Genomic DNA, 15,168 nt, shown 5'->3' with positions numbered 1-15,168 from the left:
TGCTTTAACTGTCAATCATGCGAGTTAAAGCTCTTGGAGGTGGTTGGCGATGGATGTCTACGAGGCGGTCACGAGCCGACGGGCCGTCCGCGCCTTTACCGACCGGCAGGTCCCCGGCAAGGTGCTGGAGCGCGTACTGGCTGCCGCCGCCTGGTCCCCCTCCGCGTCGAACCTGCAGCCGTGGCACGTCTACGTGGTGACGGGCGGGCCGCTGGCCGAGCTCAAGAAGCGCGCCGGCGAACGGGTGATCGCGGGCGACGCTTGGGACGAACCGGAGTACGAGCAGTACCCGCCGGCACTGCGGTCCCCGTACCGCGAACGCCGGGCCGCCTTCGGGGAGCAGCGCTACAGCGCCCTCGGGATCCAGCGCCAGGACCTGGAGGCGCGCCAGAAGGCCGCCGCCGCCAATTGGGACTGCTTCGGCGCACCCGCCGCGCTGTTCTGCTACGTCGACCGCGACATGGGCAAACCCCAGTGGTCCGACGTCGGCATGTACCTGCAGTCCGTCGTGCTGCTGCTCCGGGCCGAAGGACTGCACAGCTGCGCGCAGATGGCGTGGGCGAAGTACCACAAAACCGTCGCAGAGGTCCTCGCTCCCCCGGACGGGCTCATCCTCTTCTGCGGCATGTCCATAGGGTTCGAGGACGTCACAGTACGTCACCCCCGCCCGGCACGGGCGCCACTCCCCGGAATGGTGGAGTTCGTCGACGGCTGACCGTGACGCACTCACTCATCAGTCGCCGCGCTGTCACACATCCGCGCCTCACCCGGTCATACGAGGCGGCCATATCAGGTGATATCAGCGCGCATCTGTCGAGGCCGAAGAGCGCATTCGAGAGGCGTGAGCCTTCCGGCGGGGTACTCCGGGACCCGGTAGCCGCAGAACGGAGGAGCAGAGTTCGATGAGCAGTACCGGCAACGTGGCCTTGAGCAGGCAAGCGGATACGCGCGAGACAACCGACTCCGCCATCGCCCTGCTCGACGATCACGGAACGGTGATCGGATGGACGCAGGCCGCATAGCGCCTCGTCGGATACTCCCCACGCGACGTGGTGGGCCGCTCTGCCATGGTCGTTGTGGCGCCCTCTGAGGAAGTTCCGACGATATCGGCGTACGTTGAGCGCTGCCGTGCCCGGAACGGATGGTCGGGCACAACAACGGTGCGGACCCGTGACGGCCGCCTGCTCCACCTCATTCGACGGGTTTCGATGTTGCGGGGACGGGACGGATCCGTGCGATGGCTCGTGTCCGTGACCGACACAGGCACGCTCGCCCAGGACCCGACGAGCGGATCGACGCGGGAGTCTCTCCTCACCCGCCCGCCCATCGGCATCGTCGTGCGTGACCGGCAGCTGCGATGTACCTGGGTGAACGCGACGATGGAGAGCCATGACGGCCTACCCCCTGAGCGGCGGCTCGGACGTCGCCTGACCGATGCCCGGCCCGGTTTCAAGGCCGAGGCGATCGAGGCGGTGCTGCGGCACGTACTCCAGAGCGGCAGCACCCGAGTCCACGAGTACCGGCCGTGGCTGCCGAGGAGTCCGCGCCGGGAGCGGATCCTCGCTGGATCGTTCTTCTGCCTCAAGGACGCCGACGGCCGAGCGGTGGGGGTGTGTGCCATCAGTGTCGACGTCTCCGAGAACCGACAGGCGCGCGAGCGCCTGTCCATTTTGAGCGAGGCCAGTACACGACTCGGCGGCAGCCTGGACGTCATGCAGACCAGCCAGGAAATGGCCGACCTCGCCGTCCCCCTGCTCGCCGACTACGTCGCCGTGGACCTGGACCAGTCGGTTCCCTACGGCGAGGGGTCTCCGGTCCGCATCGGTCCTTCCGGTCAGCGCCTGCCCGTTCTGCGGCGCGCCGGTGTGACGTCGATCCGCCGAGGGATCCCGGAATCCCCCTGGCTCCGTGGCGAGGCGGTCCCCCTGGCGCCGCCTCCCCGTTCGCCTACGTCCTGCGAACGGGGATGGCCCATCTGGAGCCGATCCTCGTCCCCGCTCCGGGCTCATGGACCGACCGCGACCCGGCTCGGGCGCAGAAGGTCCATGAGAACGGCATGCACTCGCTGCTGGTCGTTCCCATCCGGGCACGACACGTCCTGATGGGCTTGGCGCTGTTCGTCCGCACGAAGAACCCGGTGCCGTTCCAGGAGAGCGATCTGCTCCTGGCCGAAGAACTCATCAGCCGTGCCGCACTGTCGCTGGACAACGCGCGCCAGTATGCCCGCCGGCACACCGCGGCCCTCGCACTGCAGCGCGATCTGCTCCCCCGGGGTTCGCGGGACAGCGCGGCGGTCGAGACCGCCTCACGCTACCTGCCCGCCGACTTGGAGCACGGAGTCGGGGGCGACTGGTTTCGATGTCATTCCGCTGTCCGGTGCCCGCGTCGCCCTCGTCGTCGGCGATGTGGTCGGACATGGCATCAACGCCGCGGCGGGTATGGGCCGGCTGCGCACCGCCGTGTACGCACTCTCGCGGATGTGACTCCTCCACCCCGTAAACGGGGTGGCTTCTCGCTATGCCGGTTGGGCTTCGCGACGGACCAGCCCGGCCCGTAGTACGTTGAGGGCGCCCACCGTGTCAGCGTGCGCGGTGTGGCCGCACGAGACGCAGTGGAACTTCTCCTGTATGGGCCGGTTCTCCGCACTGGTGTGGCCGCATTGCGGGCAGGTGCGGGAGGTGTTGCGGGGGTCCACGGCGATCACTTCCCGTCCGGCGCTTTCAGCCTTGGCGTGCAGAATCGTCAGGAACACCCCCCAGCCGGCATCCGAGATCGAGCGGTTGAGTGCGGTCTTCGCCGCCGCGCCGCCTGGCAGGAACGCGCCCGGCTTGTCTGGGTCGGGCTTGGGCCTGGCGGTGCGGACCATGTTGCGGATCTTGAGATCTTCGTGCGCGATGACGTCGTGCTCACGCACCAGCGTGAGGGCGGTCTTGTGTGCGTGGTCCAGCCGCTGGCGGCGCACCCTGCCATGCAGCTTGGCGACCTTCTCCACCGCGCGGCGGTGATTGGCCGTGCGCTTGTCCCGGCGTACCCGCGGGAACTTCGACAGGGCCTGCTGCGCGGCTTCGAGCTTCGCCGCGTTGGTGCGGCCGTGGCGCGGGTTGGGCACGAATCCGCCGGCGGAGTCGGCGAGGAAGTTGGCTATGCCCAGGTCGATGCCGACCACACGGCCCGTCGCGGGCAGCGGCTCGGGCTGGTCCTGCTCGGCGGTCAGCACGACGAACCACTGACGGCCCTCGCGTTTGACGCTGACCGTCTTGACCTTGCCGACCACCGGCCGGTGCTGATGCACCTTGACGTGCCCGACACCTTGGAAGCGGACGCGGGTGACCGGGTCGTGCGGCGTACTGTCCCAGCGGCAGCCGTCCCCGTCCTTGGGGAAGTCGACCGTATCGAACCAGTTCACCCCTCGAAAGCGGGGGTATCCGGGGGCCTGACCAGCCTTGATGCGGCGGAAGAACGCGGCGAACGCTTTGTCCAGCCGGCGCAGGGTGGCCTGCTGCGAGGAGAACGACCAGCGGCCCTGACATTCCGAGTCGAACGCCCGGATGTCCTTGAGCTGCGCGGACTGCATTCCGTAGGTGACGCTCGTCTTCGACACATGCCGGTAGGCGTCACGGCGCTCCTGTAACGCGCCGTTGTAGAGCGAGCAGTGATCCCGCAACATCTCGGACAGGACCTGGTCCTGACCGGCGGTGGGCCGCATGAGGAACTTGTACGCACGGATCATCAGCCCACCCCCTTCGGTGCGAGTCGATCTCGACTCTAACATTGGTTCATGTCACCACGCTGGAATCCAAACCCTGATGTCCGAAGGGGTCGTCACGTCGTCCATCACCTGCATGCACACTTGGTGTTTGTCACCAGATACCGGCGGACCGTCTTCAACGACGCCATGCTGACGCGCTGCGAAGACATCATGCGGAAGGTGTGCGAGGACTTCGAGGCCGACCTGATCGAGTTCAACGGCGAAGAGGATCACGTACACCTGTTGGTGCACTACCCGCCGAAGGTCGCACTTTCCCACCTGGTCAACTCCCTCAAAGGCGTCTCCTCGCGCCGCCTACGGCAGGAATACACCGGCCAGCTCAACCAGGCGATCATGCATGGCCGCTTCTGGTCCGGCTCCTACTTCGCCGGCTCATGCGGTGGAGCGCCCCTCCAGGTGGTCAAGGACTACATCGAGAACCAGAAGCGGCCCGACTGAGCGCGGGCCACTGGCCGAGCGTTCCGAAGCGATGCTGCGGCGCTCCGCGCCGCAGGGCTCAGGATCGGATTCCCTACCCGCCTGAAGGCGGGGATTCCCTCCGAAGAAGAGGGTTGGAACTGCCCCCCGACGAATTGCTGACCCGCCTCGACGACACGGTCCAGCGACTGGCCGCAGAGGATTGCGAAGCGGACCAGGCACCGGTGATCGGGGGCGCCACCTGCCTGTACGCCGTCTACGACCCCGTCACCCGCCGGTGCACCATGGCACGTGCCGGGCATCCCCCACCTGCCATCGTCGACCCGCGGGGCCATGTCACCTTCCCCGAACTGCCCTCCGGAGCCCCGCTGGGCGTCGGGCTGGGAGACCCCTTCGAGTCCATCGAGATGGAACTGCCCGAGGGAAGCCTCCTCGCCCTGTACACCGACGGTCTGATCGAGACCCGAGAGCACGACATCGAAGAGGGCATGCGCCGCCTGGGCACCGCCCTGACACAACCGGGAAACTCCCTGGAAGACCTCTGCCACCTGGCGACCGACTCCTGTCCGGAACAGGTACCGAACGACGACGTCACACTGCTCCTCGTCCGCACCCGTTCTCTCGAGCCCGCCCGGGTCGCCACCTGGACGCTCCCCGCCGATCCCACCGCCGCCCGCAGTGCCCGGAACCTGGCGACCCGCCGGCTGACCGAATGGGGACTGGAAGGTCTTCAGGGGGACACGGAACTGATCGTCAGCGAATTGGTCTCCAACGCCGTCCGCCACAGCACCGGTCCCATCGAGGTGCGCCTGATCCACCACCAATCGCTGACCTGCGAAGTGTCCGACAATGACGCCTTCCCCCCGCGGCTGCGCCGCGCACGCACCGCCGAAGAGAACGGCCGCGGCCTCTTCCTGGTCTCTCAACTGTCCAGCCGATGGGGGTACCGCTTGACACCGGAGGGAAAAACCGTCTGGGCCGAGCAGAAGCTGCCCTGAGGACCTTCACACGCCTTCGACGGATCGGCTGTGGCCTGGACGGCTCACGGTCCGTGTCACAGAACGACGCGCTACCTGGTCTCCATGTGTGCAGGCCGGCCCGGGGGCAGTAAGTCCGTGGGGCCTTCAGGCCGGCCTGCACCTGGCGTCCACGTGTGCCCGCTCGATGCGCTTCATCAGGTCTGGCCGTGCCGCGGCGCCTGGGCGGGTCCCCTTCCCGAAATAGCCGTCCACGAACTGGCCGGCCCATCGGACGAACCGCGCGACGGCCGCGCCGGCCCCGCCGCCCCCCGGTGCCGATGGTGCCGAGCGCGACGAGAACACCACCACCTCACACGAGGGCTGGTCCTGCCGGCGAGGGGTGGCATCACGGCCCGGCCGGCTGCGGTGGGCGCGGATCACTGCCGCGGAAACGCCGCGTCAGAACGTCGGACAAGGAGTCGGGGACAGCAGATGGCGCAACAGAACAGGGACGTAACCCGGCTGCCGTCCGCGGTCGAGTACTGCGCCCTGTACGAGGACGGCCGTCGAATGCCCGGCCGGTTGGATCTGGACGCGCTTGGGGAGCGACGGGACGGACAAGCCGGGCGGTTCGCATGGATCGGTCTGTACGAGCCGACCGCCGACCAGATCCAGCAGGTCGCCGACGTCTTCGACCTGCACCCCCTGGCCGTGGAGGATGCCGTCCACGCCCACCAGCGGCCCAAGCTGGAACGCTACGGCGACACACTGTTCCTGGTCTTGAAGACCATCGTCTACGTCGACCACGACAAGGTCACCGCGACCAGCAAGATCGTCGACATCGGCGAGATCATGGTCTTCGTCGGCCCCGGTTTCGCCATCACCGTCCGCCACGGCAGCGCCCCGCCCCTCGACCACGTACGCCGCCAACTCCAGGCCGACCCGCAGCAGCTCGGCTACGGACCGGCTGCCGTCATGCACGCGGTCGCCGACCTGGTCGTCGACCGCTATCTGGAGGTCGCCGACGCCTTCGACGGCGACATCGACACCCTGGAGAGCGAGGTCTTCTCCCCCGGCCGCCCCGTCGACCCCGCACGCATCTACCAGCTCAACCGGGAACTTCTGGCGTTCAGGCGCGCCGTGACGCCGCTTGCCCCTGCCCTGCACCACCTCAGCGAGCAATCGATCCCGCACCTACCGGGCCAGGTGCCCGCCTACTTCCGTGACGTTGCCGACCACCACCAACGGGTCGCCGAGCAAATCATCACCTTCGAGGAACTCGTCAGCGGCCTAATCGGCGCCAGCATCGCCCAGATCAACGTCCAGCAGAACGCCGACATGCGCCGCATCAGCGCCTGGGCGGCCCTCGTCGCCTTCCCCACCTTGATCGTCGGCATCTACGGCATGAACTTCGACCACATGCCCGAGCTGAGAGCCACCTACGGCTATCCGGCAGTTCTTGCTGTCATCGCCCTCATCTGCACCGTCATCTACCGCGCCCTGCGCCGCAACAGATGGCTCTGACCACGCCGCGCAGCCGTCGCTACTGATCAGGTCCCCGGGCAGAGCTGTTCGCGCACCCGATCCGGGTCAGGGTTGGTATGCGGCCGGCCGGCCACGACGACGGTCGAGACGGTCTCGTTGCCGTCGTTGGCCGCCCTGACCGCCGCGGCACCGGCCGGGTCACGCCAGATGTCGACCCAGTGCAACTGGTGGGCTCTCCGCCCCAGGCGGACGCGCAGGCGCAGGCAGTACTTGCACCCGGGCCGCCAGAAGACGACCGGGCGGCCGTCGGCCGCACTCCGGCGTTGCGCCTCCGACGCACTGATCCCCTTGGGGAAGATCAGCGGCGAGTTCACGCCCGCGAACAGCGCGAACCCCGCGAAGAATGCTCCGGCCTCACCGGGGCTCCCCCCCGAGAAGCAGCCCAGTCGCGACAACTGAGCCGCAGACCAGGAGCAGCGAGGGCAAGATCCACGCACGCGTCATGTTGACGGAGCCTATCCGTGAACCGAAGGCCCGCTGGACGGGGCCGCCGCGTTTGGGGCTGTCCTTCCCGCGCGAGCGGGGGTGGTGCGCCGCCTCTAAGGCCGCGGCCGGACGGGGCGGTGTCCTTCCTGGCCATCAACGAGAGCGACGCCGACCACGACGTCGTGCACTGGATGACCCCGGTCACCGCTCAGGAATACGCCGCCGCGCCCACCACCGACTGACGCGCCGGTCCTGAACCGACCTCCGCATTCGCGGTCGGGACGGGACGTCACCTCCTGCATGGTCGGCCTTTGACCATCCGCCAGGGCGAATCCCCCGCACGGGCGGGAGCCTCCTCTCCGTCACCGCGGCATGCCCCGCCGACTCCGGTCATCGGCCGGTCAGCGCCGTCGCTGCCTGGCCTTGCTGGTGGCAGGCATCCCAACGGCGCCTGAAGTCCCGTGCCAAGCGTCGGCCGGATCCCTGTCGGCCCGATGGCTGCAGCTACGCCGAGCCCTCCCTTCGGCTCGCCCGCCTCATGAGTAGATCCGCAGCGAACGAGACCGTCAGCAAGACAGCCGCTGCGTATCCGTACCCTGCCGAGGCGTAGCCCCGGTTACCGTCAGCGATGCACGCGAAGCCGAATGCGGCGAAGGCGTCGCGAGCCGAAGGGGTCCAACAGCGGTGGCGGGAGTGACGAACGGCGGAGGCCAGGGCGCCGACAGTAAGGAGGGCGAAGAGGACCGAACCAGTCCAGTGACCAGGCACCGGCGAATGACCGCAGATCCTGTCGGCCGTGGGCGACGGCGGATGCCGCGCCAGCCAGCAACGCGGTAGCGGGAGTTGGCAGCGATGTTCCCAGGCGCCCGCTCGCCGCACACCGGAGGTCGTTGCCGCGCCCCTCTGCCGGTGTCAGCAGCCGCGGGTGAGCAGTGCCCGCGTCTCGGTCAGGTCAAGGACGCGAGCGACGCGCGGGCTCATGACCTTGATCGTCAGGTTGCCACCGCGGCTCTGGAAGGTCCTGGCCTCCAGCAGCGCGTTGAGACCCGCGCAGTCGAAGAAGGTGACCCCGGACAGGTCCAGCTCGAGGCCCTCAGGATGGGCCCGCATGGCCGCGATGAGGCAGCGTTCCAAGTCCGCGGCACAGCCGACGTCCACTTCTCCGGTGATCACCGCCACCGCTCCGTCCGTTCCGCGCGCGGCGAGACTCATCGCGGCTCGATCGGAGAAACTCCGCGTGCCTCCGGGCGGCAGGTAGGAGGGCAGCGCCCAGAGGTCCGGGGCGGTGCCGTCGTCTTCGTGGATGTGGTCCGGCCGCGACATCGTGGGCTCCCGCTGCTCCATCAGGGGATTGCTGCCAACTGTGATGATGCTCAGACCGGCGACATACGTCAAATGAATCACGAAATATTTTTCGTGGGTTGATAATCCGGAAACAAGGAGCGCATGATGGGGTACATGGACGGAGGCACGCAGGACCAGGACCAGCCGAAATGGACTTTCCTCACCAGTCACGCGCGAGTCCTGATCATGATCGCCCGCGACCCCGGCATCAGGGTCCGTGACGTGGCCTCCGCCTGCGGCCTCACGGAGCGCACGGTCCAGGGGATCGTCTCCGACCTCGAGGAGGGCGGATACCTGGTCCGGTCCCGCGAGGGCCGGCGCAACCGGTACGAGATCGTCCCGGGCGCCATGTTCCGTCATCCGGCCGAGTCCGATCACGAGATCGCCGGTCTCCTGGCTCTGATCACCGAGCCGCCGACGCCGTGACGGCCGGCCGTACTGTGGGCCGGGGGCGGCACCGTCGTACAGACCGGCATCGCCGGCTGCGAAACAACAGGTCAGCCCGGCCGGGGCCGACGAAGACCGTCCAAGCCGTCCTTCATCCGACAACGCCGACACTCCCGCGGCTGCGATTGGTAGCAGCGGTAGCGAGACCCCAAGGTCGTAGCGGCAGCATCGCGGTGGCGCACTTTCGAACTCCGCCGGTCCCAGGCTGGCATCCCGGCCGCTGCGGCAGTAGCCGATCGCCCCCTCTGCCGGGAACACCATCATTTGGCACAAGGTTATGAAAGTCAGAACAAGGGGCCCCATCTGCTGAGGCGATGCTCATGCCGGCGGAAAACCACCTTCTGACATCGAACGCGGACATCGCATTCTGGGACGAGGGGGACGGCGAAGCCGTGCTGCTGGTCCACGCCTCCTTCGGCGCCGACTGGTTCGCTCCGCTCGCCGGGCTCCTGCCCGGCTTCCGGGTCGTCCGCATACACCGGGCCGGCTACGGCCGCAGCCGGGACCTCAGCGGTCGGCTGAGCGTCGCCGATCACGCACTGCATCTCGCGGAAGTGCTCCAGGCCCAGGGAATCGAACAGGCCCACGTCGTCGGTCACTCCAGCGGTGCGGTCCTCGCCCTGCAGCTGGCCGCCACCCGTCCCCGGCTCGTACGGTCGATGGTGCTGCTGGAATCCGCGAGGCCGTACGCTCCCGGCGAGCCGAAGAGCGACGCCGAGCGCCAGGCGGTGGCCGCCGCAGAGGCCGGAGACCTTGAACAGGCTTTCGACTTCTTCCTGGGGAGTGTCTGCGCACCGGGCTACCAGGACGCCATGACCCGCGCTCTCGGCACGGAAAGCTTCAAAGCGTCGGTGCTCAGCGGCCGGTCCTTCTTCGAGTACGAGAGAGCCGCGTTCGCCGCATGGGACGCCGACGCCGCCGGGCTCGAGGCGCTGCGACAGCCGACGCTGCTGGTGGCGGGCGCCGAAGGGAGGCGCCTCAACAACCCCTTCCCGGCGCGGAACCGCGCACTGGCCGGACGGCTCGCCCGCGCCGAGCGCGTGACTGTGCCGGGTGTCAGCCACGCGATGCCGCTGGAGAACCCCGCACTCGTCGCCCGGACCGTCCTCGAGTTCGTCCGACGCCATCCCATCGACTCCGCGCACGCGTGTGACGCGACGTGACCACCGATTCCGCGACGGCAGAGCTGCGGGGCATCAGCCGCGGCAGCCCCCGCGACCGGGCTGCCGCGGCTGACGCCTCGCAAGAACGGATGCCGTCGCCCCTCCGGCCGAAGGCGGCAACGACACCGGAGTCACAGCGGCAGAAGGCACACGGCCCGGCGCCGGGGAAGCGGACCGCGGGAGTGGTCAGCACCCCGTCCTCGCTCCCGCGCGTTCCGCGTACCGCCGCCGGCGGTTCACAGCCGCCAGCGGCGGATCTGGTCCGCACACGCGTAGACGTCCGCGTGCCCGGTACGGACCTGTTGCGCAAGGTCGCTGAGGGCCCCGTAGGGAGCATCGACGGCTTCGCCGGACGCCGCCATGTAAGCCACCGCGATCAGCGCCCCGTACATCGCGTTGCGAGCCGGCAGCGGACGCACCGAGACGATCTCGTGGAAGAGTGCTGCCGCACGCCAGGCTGCGTCCACGGTGTAGTCCAGTCTCGGAGCGTTGACCCGGTGCCGGGCGACCGCCGCTACCAGGCCGGAGAAGTCATGGACCGACGGCTCCTTCGGCAGGACCTCGGCCTGGCGTTCCAGCAGCCAGCGGATGTCGACCTGCAACTCCACCTCAGGCGGCCCGTCCGTTGGCGCTGTCCGGTTCCTCTTCCGGGAACGCCTCGGCGAACTCCGCGGCGTGCTTGACCAGGAACGCAGCGGCCGTGGCGGCCCCGTCGTCGAGGCGGGGGTCGCGCTCGGCGGCCTGTGTGATCAAAGCCGTCACCGTCGTGCCCTCGGCCTCGGCGCGCGCGACCAGACGGGCATGAACGGCGTCGTCGAGCCGGATATTGATCTGCTTCGTCATACCCTCATTGTATAGCACGCCGCTATACAAGGGTAGGGTGATCGCGGCAGAAAGGCGGCCACAAGCCCTTCCGGGGCCACCTGCTCTCACACCCAGTCCGCCGGGCAAGCCCCACGCTCCGGCGCACGCCGCGCTGAAGTGTTCCTCGCGCCGGCACCCTGATGCACCCCCGCTGATCAGATGGTGTCCATTCCGTGCAGCCTCCGAAGGGCTGCACTCGCCCTTCCGCGCACATCCGCGTCCGGGTCCTCACCGAGCCGCTCGAGGACCGTCCCCGTCCCGCCATCGGGACCCGCCTCCGTCCGCAGGAGGCGGGTCGAAGCGAGGGAACCCAGGCTCGCGCATCCGCGCCTCACCGACGTCGACGGCAGCACGGATCGCCGGCCGGGTCCGCGGACCCAGCCGAGGCTGTCCAGCACGCAGACGGCCGGCACCCCCGAGCGGGTCGGTCGGTGAGTGACCGCTGAGCGTGCCCGCGGCCGCGGCGCGGGCCTTCCCGTCCGCATCCGTCGCGGCGCGGGCCAGCCGCGACGTCAGCGAGGTCGGGGCCGAGCAGCCAGACGGCCGTGCGGCGGGGCCCGACTCCCGGTCGCCGGTCCACGGCAGCAGCAACGCGCCTGGCCGGGTGGGCCCCTCCCGTACGAAGAACGGTCAGGTCCATGGCGGACAAGTCCTGGTCGTCACCACATCGCGGGCGTAGGCGCGTACCAGCGCCGGCAGGGCAAGTGCGGCCCACCGTGTGCACCAGGAGCCGGCAAGCACGACGCCTGCGTACCAGTTCCCCGCATCCCCCGCCGAGACCGGATGCGCCTGCAACGCAGCAACAGCGGCCAAGTCACGGCAGCCGGAGCGCGGGTTCGGCTCATGTTCAGTCCCTGAGGCGAGGGGCGGTGCATGCGGATGAGGGTGTCGATCGTGGTCACCGGAGAAAACCACCAATGCCGAAAGAAATCGTGCATTTGAGCCAAGGGTGACGGCCGCCCGTTTGGCTGATCGGGACCCTTCCGTGCCGTCAGACTTCTGGGGAGGGACGCTCCGGTGGGGCGTACGTCTGAGCGATACGGGGTGGCTGCGACCGAGCACGGTCGGGCCGGCCGTGCCGCTCCGGGCGAAATGGGGGCTGAGTGTGACGGATCACGGGCTCGAAGGCGCATGCGCAGCGACGGGGAACCCACTGGGTCGGCGACAGTACATCGACGACCAGCAACGGGACAACGGGCCGGTGCGTACGGTGCCGCGGCACGTAGCCTGCGTGATGGACGGCAACGGACGCTGGGCGCAGCGGCGTGCGCTTCCCCGAACCGCCGGCCATCAGGCTGCGGAGACCACCGTCATCGACATCATCGAGGCGGCCCGGGCAGCCGGCGTCGAGTGGCTGAGTCTGTACGCCTTCTCCACCGAGAATTGGGACCGCCCAGGCACCGAGGTAACCTACTTGATGCGCCTGGTCCGCCGGGTTGTGCGCAAACATGCGCCGTTGCTGCTCGCCCGCGGCATCCGCTGCCGCATCCTCGGGGCTGCGGACCCGCGCATCCCGCGTGAATTGGCCCAGGACTTCGACGATCTGTCGACGCTGACCGCCGACAACCGGGGGATGACGCTGACCATCGCCTTCGACCACGGCGGGCGCCGGGACATCGTCGAGGCCGCAAGGTCGCTGATCCGCAGCGGAACGCTCGCCGACGAGGTGACCGAGCGGCGCTTCGCTGACCACCTGCCGTTCCCCGACACCCCCGACGTGGACCTGGTCATCCGCACCTCGGGCGAGCAGCGCATCTCCAACTTCATGCTCTGGCAGGTCGCCTATGCCGAGTGGGTCTTCCCCGAGGTGCTCTGGCCGGACTTCCGGGCCCCCGACTTCCTCACCTGTCTCCACGCCTACCGCCGCCGGGACCGCCGCTACGGCGGCGTGCCGCCCCAGACGAACGGAGATACGTCATGACGATGGGAGCCACGAGAAGGGCCGACGAGACACCCCCGTTCGGCCCGGAATCGCAGTTCCGCGCCTTCTTCGACGACCCGCGCTGGGCGCTGGCCATGATCCGCGCCACCGTGCTGGAGGCCGCCCACCCGCAGATCGGCGCCGCCCTCGCCGACAACTCCACCTTCGTCGCCCACCCCTGGCGCCGGCTGCGCAACACCTTCCTCAGCATGCGCCGCATGTTCGACTCCGACCCGGCGGTGCGCGAACGGGAAGCCGCCCGGCTCAACAGGCTGCACGCCCGCATGAGCGGCTCCGACCCCCGCGGCCGCGCCTATGACGCCATGGACCGCGCGACCCGCGCCTGGGTGGTCGCCAGCCTTTTCGAGAGCGCCGTCACCATGTGCCGACTGAGCGGTCAGCCGCTCAACCAGGACGCCATGGAGAGCATGTACGCCGAGTACCGCGCGTTCCTCGCCGCGCTCGACGGCGACGCCGGGGAACTCCCGATGGACCTCAACGACTTCTGGCGGTACTTCGACGGGGTCGTCGAAACCGAGCTGGAGAACACCGAGGCAGCCCGGATCGTCCTCTACCGGCTCTTCGACCACCTGCCCGCCCCGGCGCTGCTCGACGGCGCGCCAACACTGTGGGCTGCCGGCCGGGCCGTCGTCGGTCCGCTCCTCGGCGCGATCACCGTCGCCTCGCTCCCCGAGCCCTACCGGCGCAAGGCCGGGCTGCCCGAGATGCCCGGCGCCCCGACCCTCATGCAGGGTGCCTACCTCACCGCCGGGCTCGCCCGTTTCCTGCCCGATGGCTGGGTCAATGCGGAAAGCATCATCGAGGCTCTCTCCCTCTCGCCCGACAGCAAGGACCCCCGCGCCCGTACCGTGACCGCGCTGCGCGCCCGCCTGAAGCGAGCATCGGCCATGCTCCGCCTGCTCACACCACTGAGCGGGGGCACCGGCCCCGACCCCGTCCCCCCGGCCGCCTCGGGAAACGACCGGCGCTCCGCGGAAGAGTTCTTCCGACAAGTGCTTGACCAGACGGGCGACGGACACCTCGACTGGCCTGACCTCGCCGCCATGGCGCGTGAACTGGCCACCCGCCTTGACCTGGACGAACCCGAGGAGACCCGCCTCTACGACGCCTTCGCTGCCTGGTGGCGCGAACTCCAAGCCAGCCTCGACACGGACGGTGACGGCCGTGTCAGCGCCGACGAGTACGCCGTCGCCGTACCCTCTCTCGCCAGTCCCGCGCTCATCCGAGTGGCCGAGGTACTCTTCCACGTCACGGACAAGGACGGCAGCGGGACCATCGACGGGGATGAGCACCAATCGCTCTTCCGCACCGCCTTCCACCGGGACCTCACCACCATCGAGTGCACCTACAGCCGCAGCGCCTTCGTGGGCGACTTCCTTTCGTTCATGGCAGGCCGCCGCACGAATACCCCGTATGACCCCGTCATCGCCGACGCCTGAGGAACTCGTAAGCCGCCAGACCCTCATCCACGCCGAGGCCCTGCAGTCACTCACTGCTGACTCCTACGCCGACTTCCTCCGCCGCTCCCAGGAGGAGCAGCGCATGGCCGGCGCCTTCTACCGGGCCGTACGGGAGGCGGCACTGCACAAGGTGCCGCTGCCGGCTGCAGGACACACCACGACCATGCAGGCTACGAAGTCCTCCGCGGACCGCCTGACCGCCTGACCGCCGAGCACCAGATGGCCCACGTGGTCTACGCAACGGCGCCCGCTACCCGGTGCAGGCGCGGGCGGAGGCGGCGACGCCCGCCAAGAGCGCCGTGGCCTACAACGCGGGAACCCTGAACCGGACGCGGGAGGCCGGCGTGCGGTGGATGCAAGTCTTCGACGGCGCTGGTTGCGGCTGGGCCAGACACCACGACCCCGACACGGCCACTGGCACTCTCCGCACGATCGAGGACGCTGCAGCGTCACCCATTTCCCACCCGCGATACGCCAGGACGTTCGGGCCGCGGATCCACATCACCGTTGAGGCGTGAGCGTTGGACCTGCGGTCGCCAGGGACGACTCCTCGCCGGCGGTGACGGTAGTGCAGCCGTGCAGAACCCAGTTCTCCAGCCGCTTCTCAGAGCCCGCGATCGAAGGCTCTGGCGACGCGACGTGAATGCGGTTGAGGGTGCCGCTGGAGGAGAACTGCCGCGGGAGCGGGCCCACTTGGCAGCTCTGTGATCGACGATACACCCGATGTTTACTTGCACGGACAAGCACATGAGTACGATTCCGACTGTCTTACATGATCCACCCTCAGACACCTCTGCTGACCGGGGCGCTGCCGATGATTGGCGGCGCCCAC

The 15,168-nt window shown here is 68.9% G+C and carries 14 protein-coding genes and 3 pseudogenes; 12 read left to right on the top strand and 5 right to left on the bottom strand.

Annotation, left to right across the window (positions count from 1 at the left end; genetic code table 11):
* The first annotated feature begins 49 nt into the window (after positions 1-49).
* The 4 genes and pseudogenes from ACZ7MY_RS35095 (at position 50) to ACZ7MY_RS35080 (ending at position 2,483) form a co-directional block, all read left to right on the top strand.
* Positions 50-715: a nitroreductase gene (locus ACZ7MY_RS35095; RefSeq protein ID WP_499608213.1), complete on the top strand. Its 666-nt coding sequence runs from the start codon at positions 50-52 to the stop codon at positions 713-715.
* A gap of 352 nt (positions 716-1,067) precedes the next feature.
* Positions 1,068-1,604, top strand: a pseudogene (locus ACZ7MY_RS35090) (PAS domain-containing protein); the annotation flags it as partial.
* Positions 1,605-1,966: 362 nt separating this feature from the next.
* Positions 1,967-2,143 (top strand): annotated as a pseudogene (locus tag ACZ7MY_RS35085) (hypothetical protein); the annotation flags it as partial.
* A gap of 76 nt (positions 2,144-2,219) precedes the next feature.
* Positions 2,220-2,483 carry a SpoIIE family protein phosphatase gene (locus ACZ7MY_RS35080; RefSeq protein WP_499608210.1) on the top strand — a complete coding sequence of 88 codons (264 nt, stop codon included), beginning with the start codon at positions 2,220-2,222 and terminating at the stop codon, positions 2,481-2,483.
* A gap of 32 nt (positions 2,484-2,515) precedes the next feature.
* Here ACZ7MY_RS35080 and ACZ7MY_RS35075 read toward each other — a convergent pair whose 3' ends face one another.
* Positions 2,516-3,730: an RNA-guided endonuclease InsQ/TnpB family protein gene (locus tag ACZ7MY_RS35075; RefSeq protein ID WP_499608207.1), complete on the bottom strand. Its 1,215-nt coding sequence runs from the start codon at positions 3,728-3,730 to the stop codon at positions 2,516-2,518.
* A gap of 48 nt (positions 3,731-3,778) precedes the next feature.
* On the opposite strand from ACZ7MY_RS35075, the gene tnpA reads away from it, so the two are divergent.
* From tnpA to ACZ7MY_RS35060, 3 genes are all read left to right on the top strand, one after another.
* Complete coding sequence (tnpA, locus tag ACZ7MY_RS35070; RefSeq protein ID WP_499608204.1) at positions 3,779-4,207, top strand: IS200/IS605 family transposase; 429 nt, start codon at positions 3,779-3,781, stop codon at positions 4,205-4,207.
* 113 nt (positions 4,208-4,320) lie between these two features.
* Positions 4,321-5,184: a SpoIIE family protein phosphatase gene (locus tag ACZ7MY_RS35065; protein ID WP_499608201.1), complete on the top strand. Its 864-nt coding sequence runs from the start codon at positions 4,321-4,323 to the stop codon at positions 5,182-5,184.
* A gap of 453 nt (positions 5,185-5,637) precedes the next feature.
* A complete protein-coding gene (locus ACZ7MY_RS35060) occupies positions 5,638-6,669 on the top strand; it encodes a magnesium and cobalt transport protein CorA (RefSeq protein ID WP_499608198.1) in 1,032 nt (343 codons plus the stop codon).
* Positions 6,670-6,695: 26 nt separating this feature from the next.
* Here the strand turns inward: ACZ7MY_RS35060 and ACZ7MY_RS35055 are convergent.
* Together ACZ7MY_RS35055 and ACZ7MY_RS35050 are read right to left on the bottom strand one after the other, a co-directional pair.
* Positions 6,696-7,134: pseudogene (locus ACZ7MY_RS35055) on the bottom strand (thioredoxin domain-containing protein).
* An 894-nt stretch (positions 7,135-8,028) separates the two neighbouring features.
* Positions 8,029-8,460 carry an STAS domain-containing protein gene (locus ACZ7MY_RS35050; protein WP_499608195.1) on the bottom strand — a complete coding sequence of 144 codons (432 nt, stop codon included), beginning with the start codon at positions 8,458-8,460 and terminating at the stop codon, positions 8,029-8,031.
* Between the two features lie 114 nt (positions 8,461-8,574).
* Between ACZ7MY_RS35050 and ACZ7MY_RS35045 the strand changes: the two genes are divergently transcribed.
* Complete coding sequence (locus ACZ7MY_RS35045; RefSeq protein WP_499608193.1) at positions 8,575-8,886, top strand: helix-turn-helix transcriptional regulator; 312 nt, start codon at positions 8,575-8,577, stop codon at positions 8,884-8,886.
* 341 nt (positions 8,887-9,227) lie between these two features.
* Positions 9,228-10,070: an alpha/beta fold hydrolase gene (locus ACZ7MY_RS35040; RefSeq protein WP_499608190.1), complete on the top strand. Its 843-nt coding sequence runs from the start codon at positions 9,228-9,230 to the stop codon at positions 10,068-10,070.
* A gap of 236 nt (positions 10,071-10,306) precedes the next feature.
* Here ACZ7MY_RS35040 and ACZ7MY_RS35035 read toward each other — a convergent pair whose 3' ends face one another.
* On the bottom strand, positions 10,307-10,678 hold the full coding sequence (locus ACZ7MY_RS35035; protein WP_089227234.1) for a toxin Doc: 372 nt from the start codon (positions 10,676-10,678) through the stop codon (positions 10,307-10,309).
* A gap of 1 nt (position 10,679) precedes the next feature.
* Positions 10,680-10,913 carry a type II toxin-antitoxin system HicB family antitoxin gene (locus ACZ7MY_RS35030; RefSeq protein ID WP_499608187.1) on the bottom strand — a complete coding sequence of 78 codons (234 nt, stop codon included), beginning with the start codon at positions 10,911-10,913 and terminating at the stop codon, positions 10,680-10,682.
* 1,222 nt (positions 10,914-12,135) lie between these two features.
* On the opposite strand from ACZ7MY_RS35030, the gene uppS reads away from it, so the two are divergent.
* Genes uppS through ACZ7MY_RS35015 form a run of 3 tightly spaced genes read left to right on the top strand, consistent with a single transcriptional unit; the run spans position 12,136 to position 14,541 of the window.
* A complete protein-coding gene (uppS, locus tag ACZ7MY_RS35025; protein WP_499608268.1) occupies positions 12,136-12,855 on the top strand; it encodes a polyprenyl diphosphate synthase in 720 nt (239 codons plus the stop codon).
* A complete protein-coding gene (locus ACZ7MY_RS35020; protein ID WP_499608186.1) occupies positions 12,852-14,315 on the top strand; it encodes an oxygenase MpaB family protein in 1,464 nt (487 codons plus the stop codon). The genes uppS and ACZ7MY_RS35020 overlap by 4 nt, the downstream gene beginning before the upstream one ends.
* Positions 14,290-14,541: a hypothetical protein gene (locus ACZ7MY_RS35015; RefSeq protein ID WP_499608183.1), complete on the top strand. Its 252-nt coding sequence runs from the start codon at positions 14,290-14,292 to the stop codon at positions 14,539-14,541. The genes ACZ7MY_RS35020 and ACZ7MY_RS35015 overlap by 26 nt, the downstream gene beginning before the upstream one ends.
* Positions 14,542-15,168 lie beyond the last annotated feature (627 nt).

It is taken from the genome of Streptomyces sp. NPDC111520 (genome assembly GCF_055635295.1).
This window is presented reverse-complemented; position numbering and strand designations above follow the sequence as displayed.

Bases quoted from the DNA above. Each gene is read 5' to 3' on its own strand.
- ACZ7MY_RS35050 (WP_499608195.1), bottom strand. From the start codon at position 8,460: ATGGAGCAGCGGGAGCCCACGATGTCGCGGCCGGACCACATCCACGAA.
- ACZ7MY_RS35040 (WP_499608190.1), top strand. From the start codon at position 9,228: ATGCCGGCGGAAAACCACCTTCTGACATCGAACGCGGACATCGCATTC.
- ACZ7MY_RS35080 (WP_499608210.1), top strand. From the start codon at position 2,220: ATGCCCGCCGGCACACCGCGGCCCTCGCACTGCAGCGCGATCTGCTCC.
- ACZ7MY_RS35075 (WP_499608207.1), bottom strand. From the start codon at position 3,730: ATGATCCGTGCGTACAAGTTCCTCATGCGGCCCACCGCCGGTCAGGAC.
- ACZ7MY_RS35095 (WP_499608213.1), top strand. From the start codon at position 50: ATGGATGTCTACGAGGCGGTCACGAGCCGACGGGCCGTCCGCGCCTTT.
- ACZ7MY_RS35045 (WP_499608193.1), top strand. From the start codon at position 8,575: ATGGACGGAGGCACGCAGGACCAGGACCAGCCGAAATGGACTTTCCTC.
- ACZ7MY_RS35060 (WP_499608198.1), top strand. From the start codon at position 5,638: ATGGCGCAACAGAACAGGGACGTAACCCGGCTGCCGTCCGCGGTCGAG.
- ACZ7MY_RS35015 (WP_499608183.1), top strand. From the start codon at position 14,290: ATGACCCCGTCATCGCCGACGCCTGAGGAACTCGTAAGCCGCCAGACC.
- ACZ7MY_RS35030 (WP_499608187.1), bottom strand. From the start codon at position 10,913: ATGACGAAGCAGATCAATATCCGGCTCGACGACGCCGTTCATGCCCGT.
- tnpA (WP_499608204.1), top strand. From the start codon at position 3,779: ATGTCACCACGCTGGAATCCAAACCCTGATGTCCGAAGGGGTCGTCAC.
- ACZ7MY_RS35020 (WP_499608186.1), top strand. From the start codon at position 12,852: ATGACGATGGGAGCCACGAGAAGGGCCGACGAGACACCCCCGTTCGGC.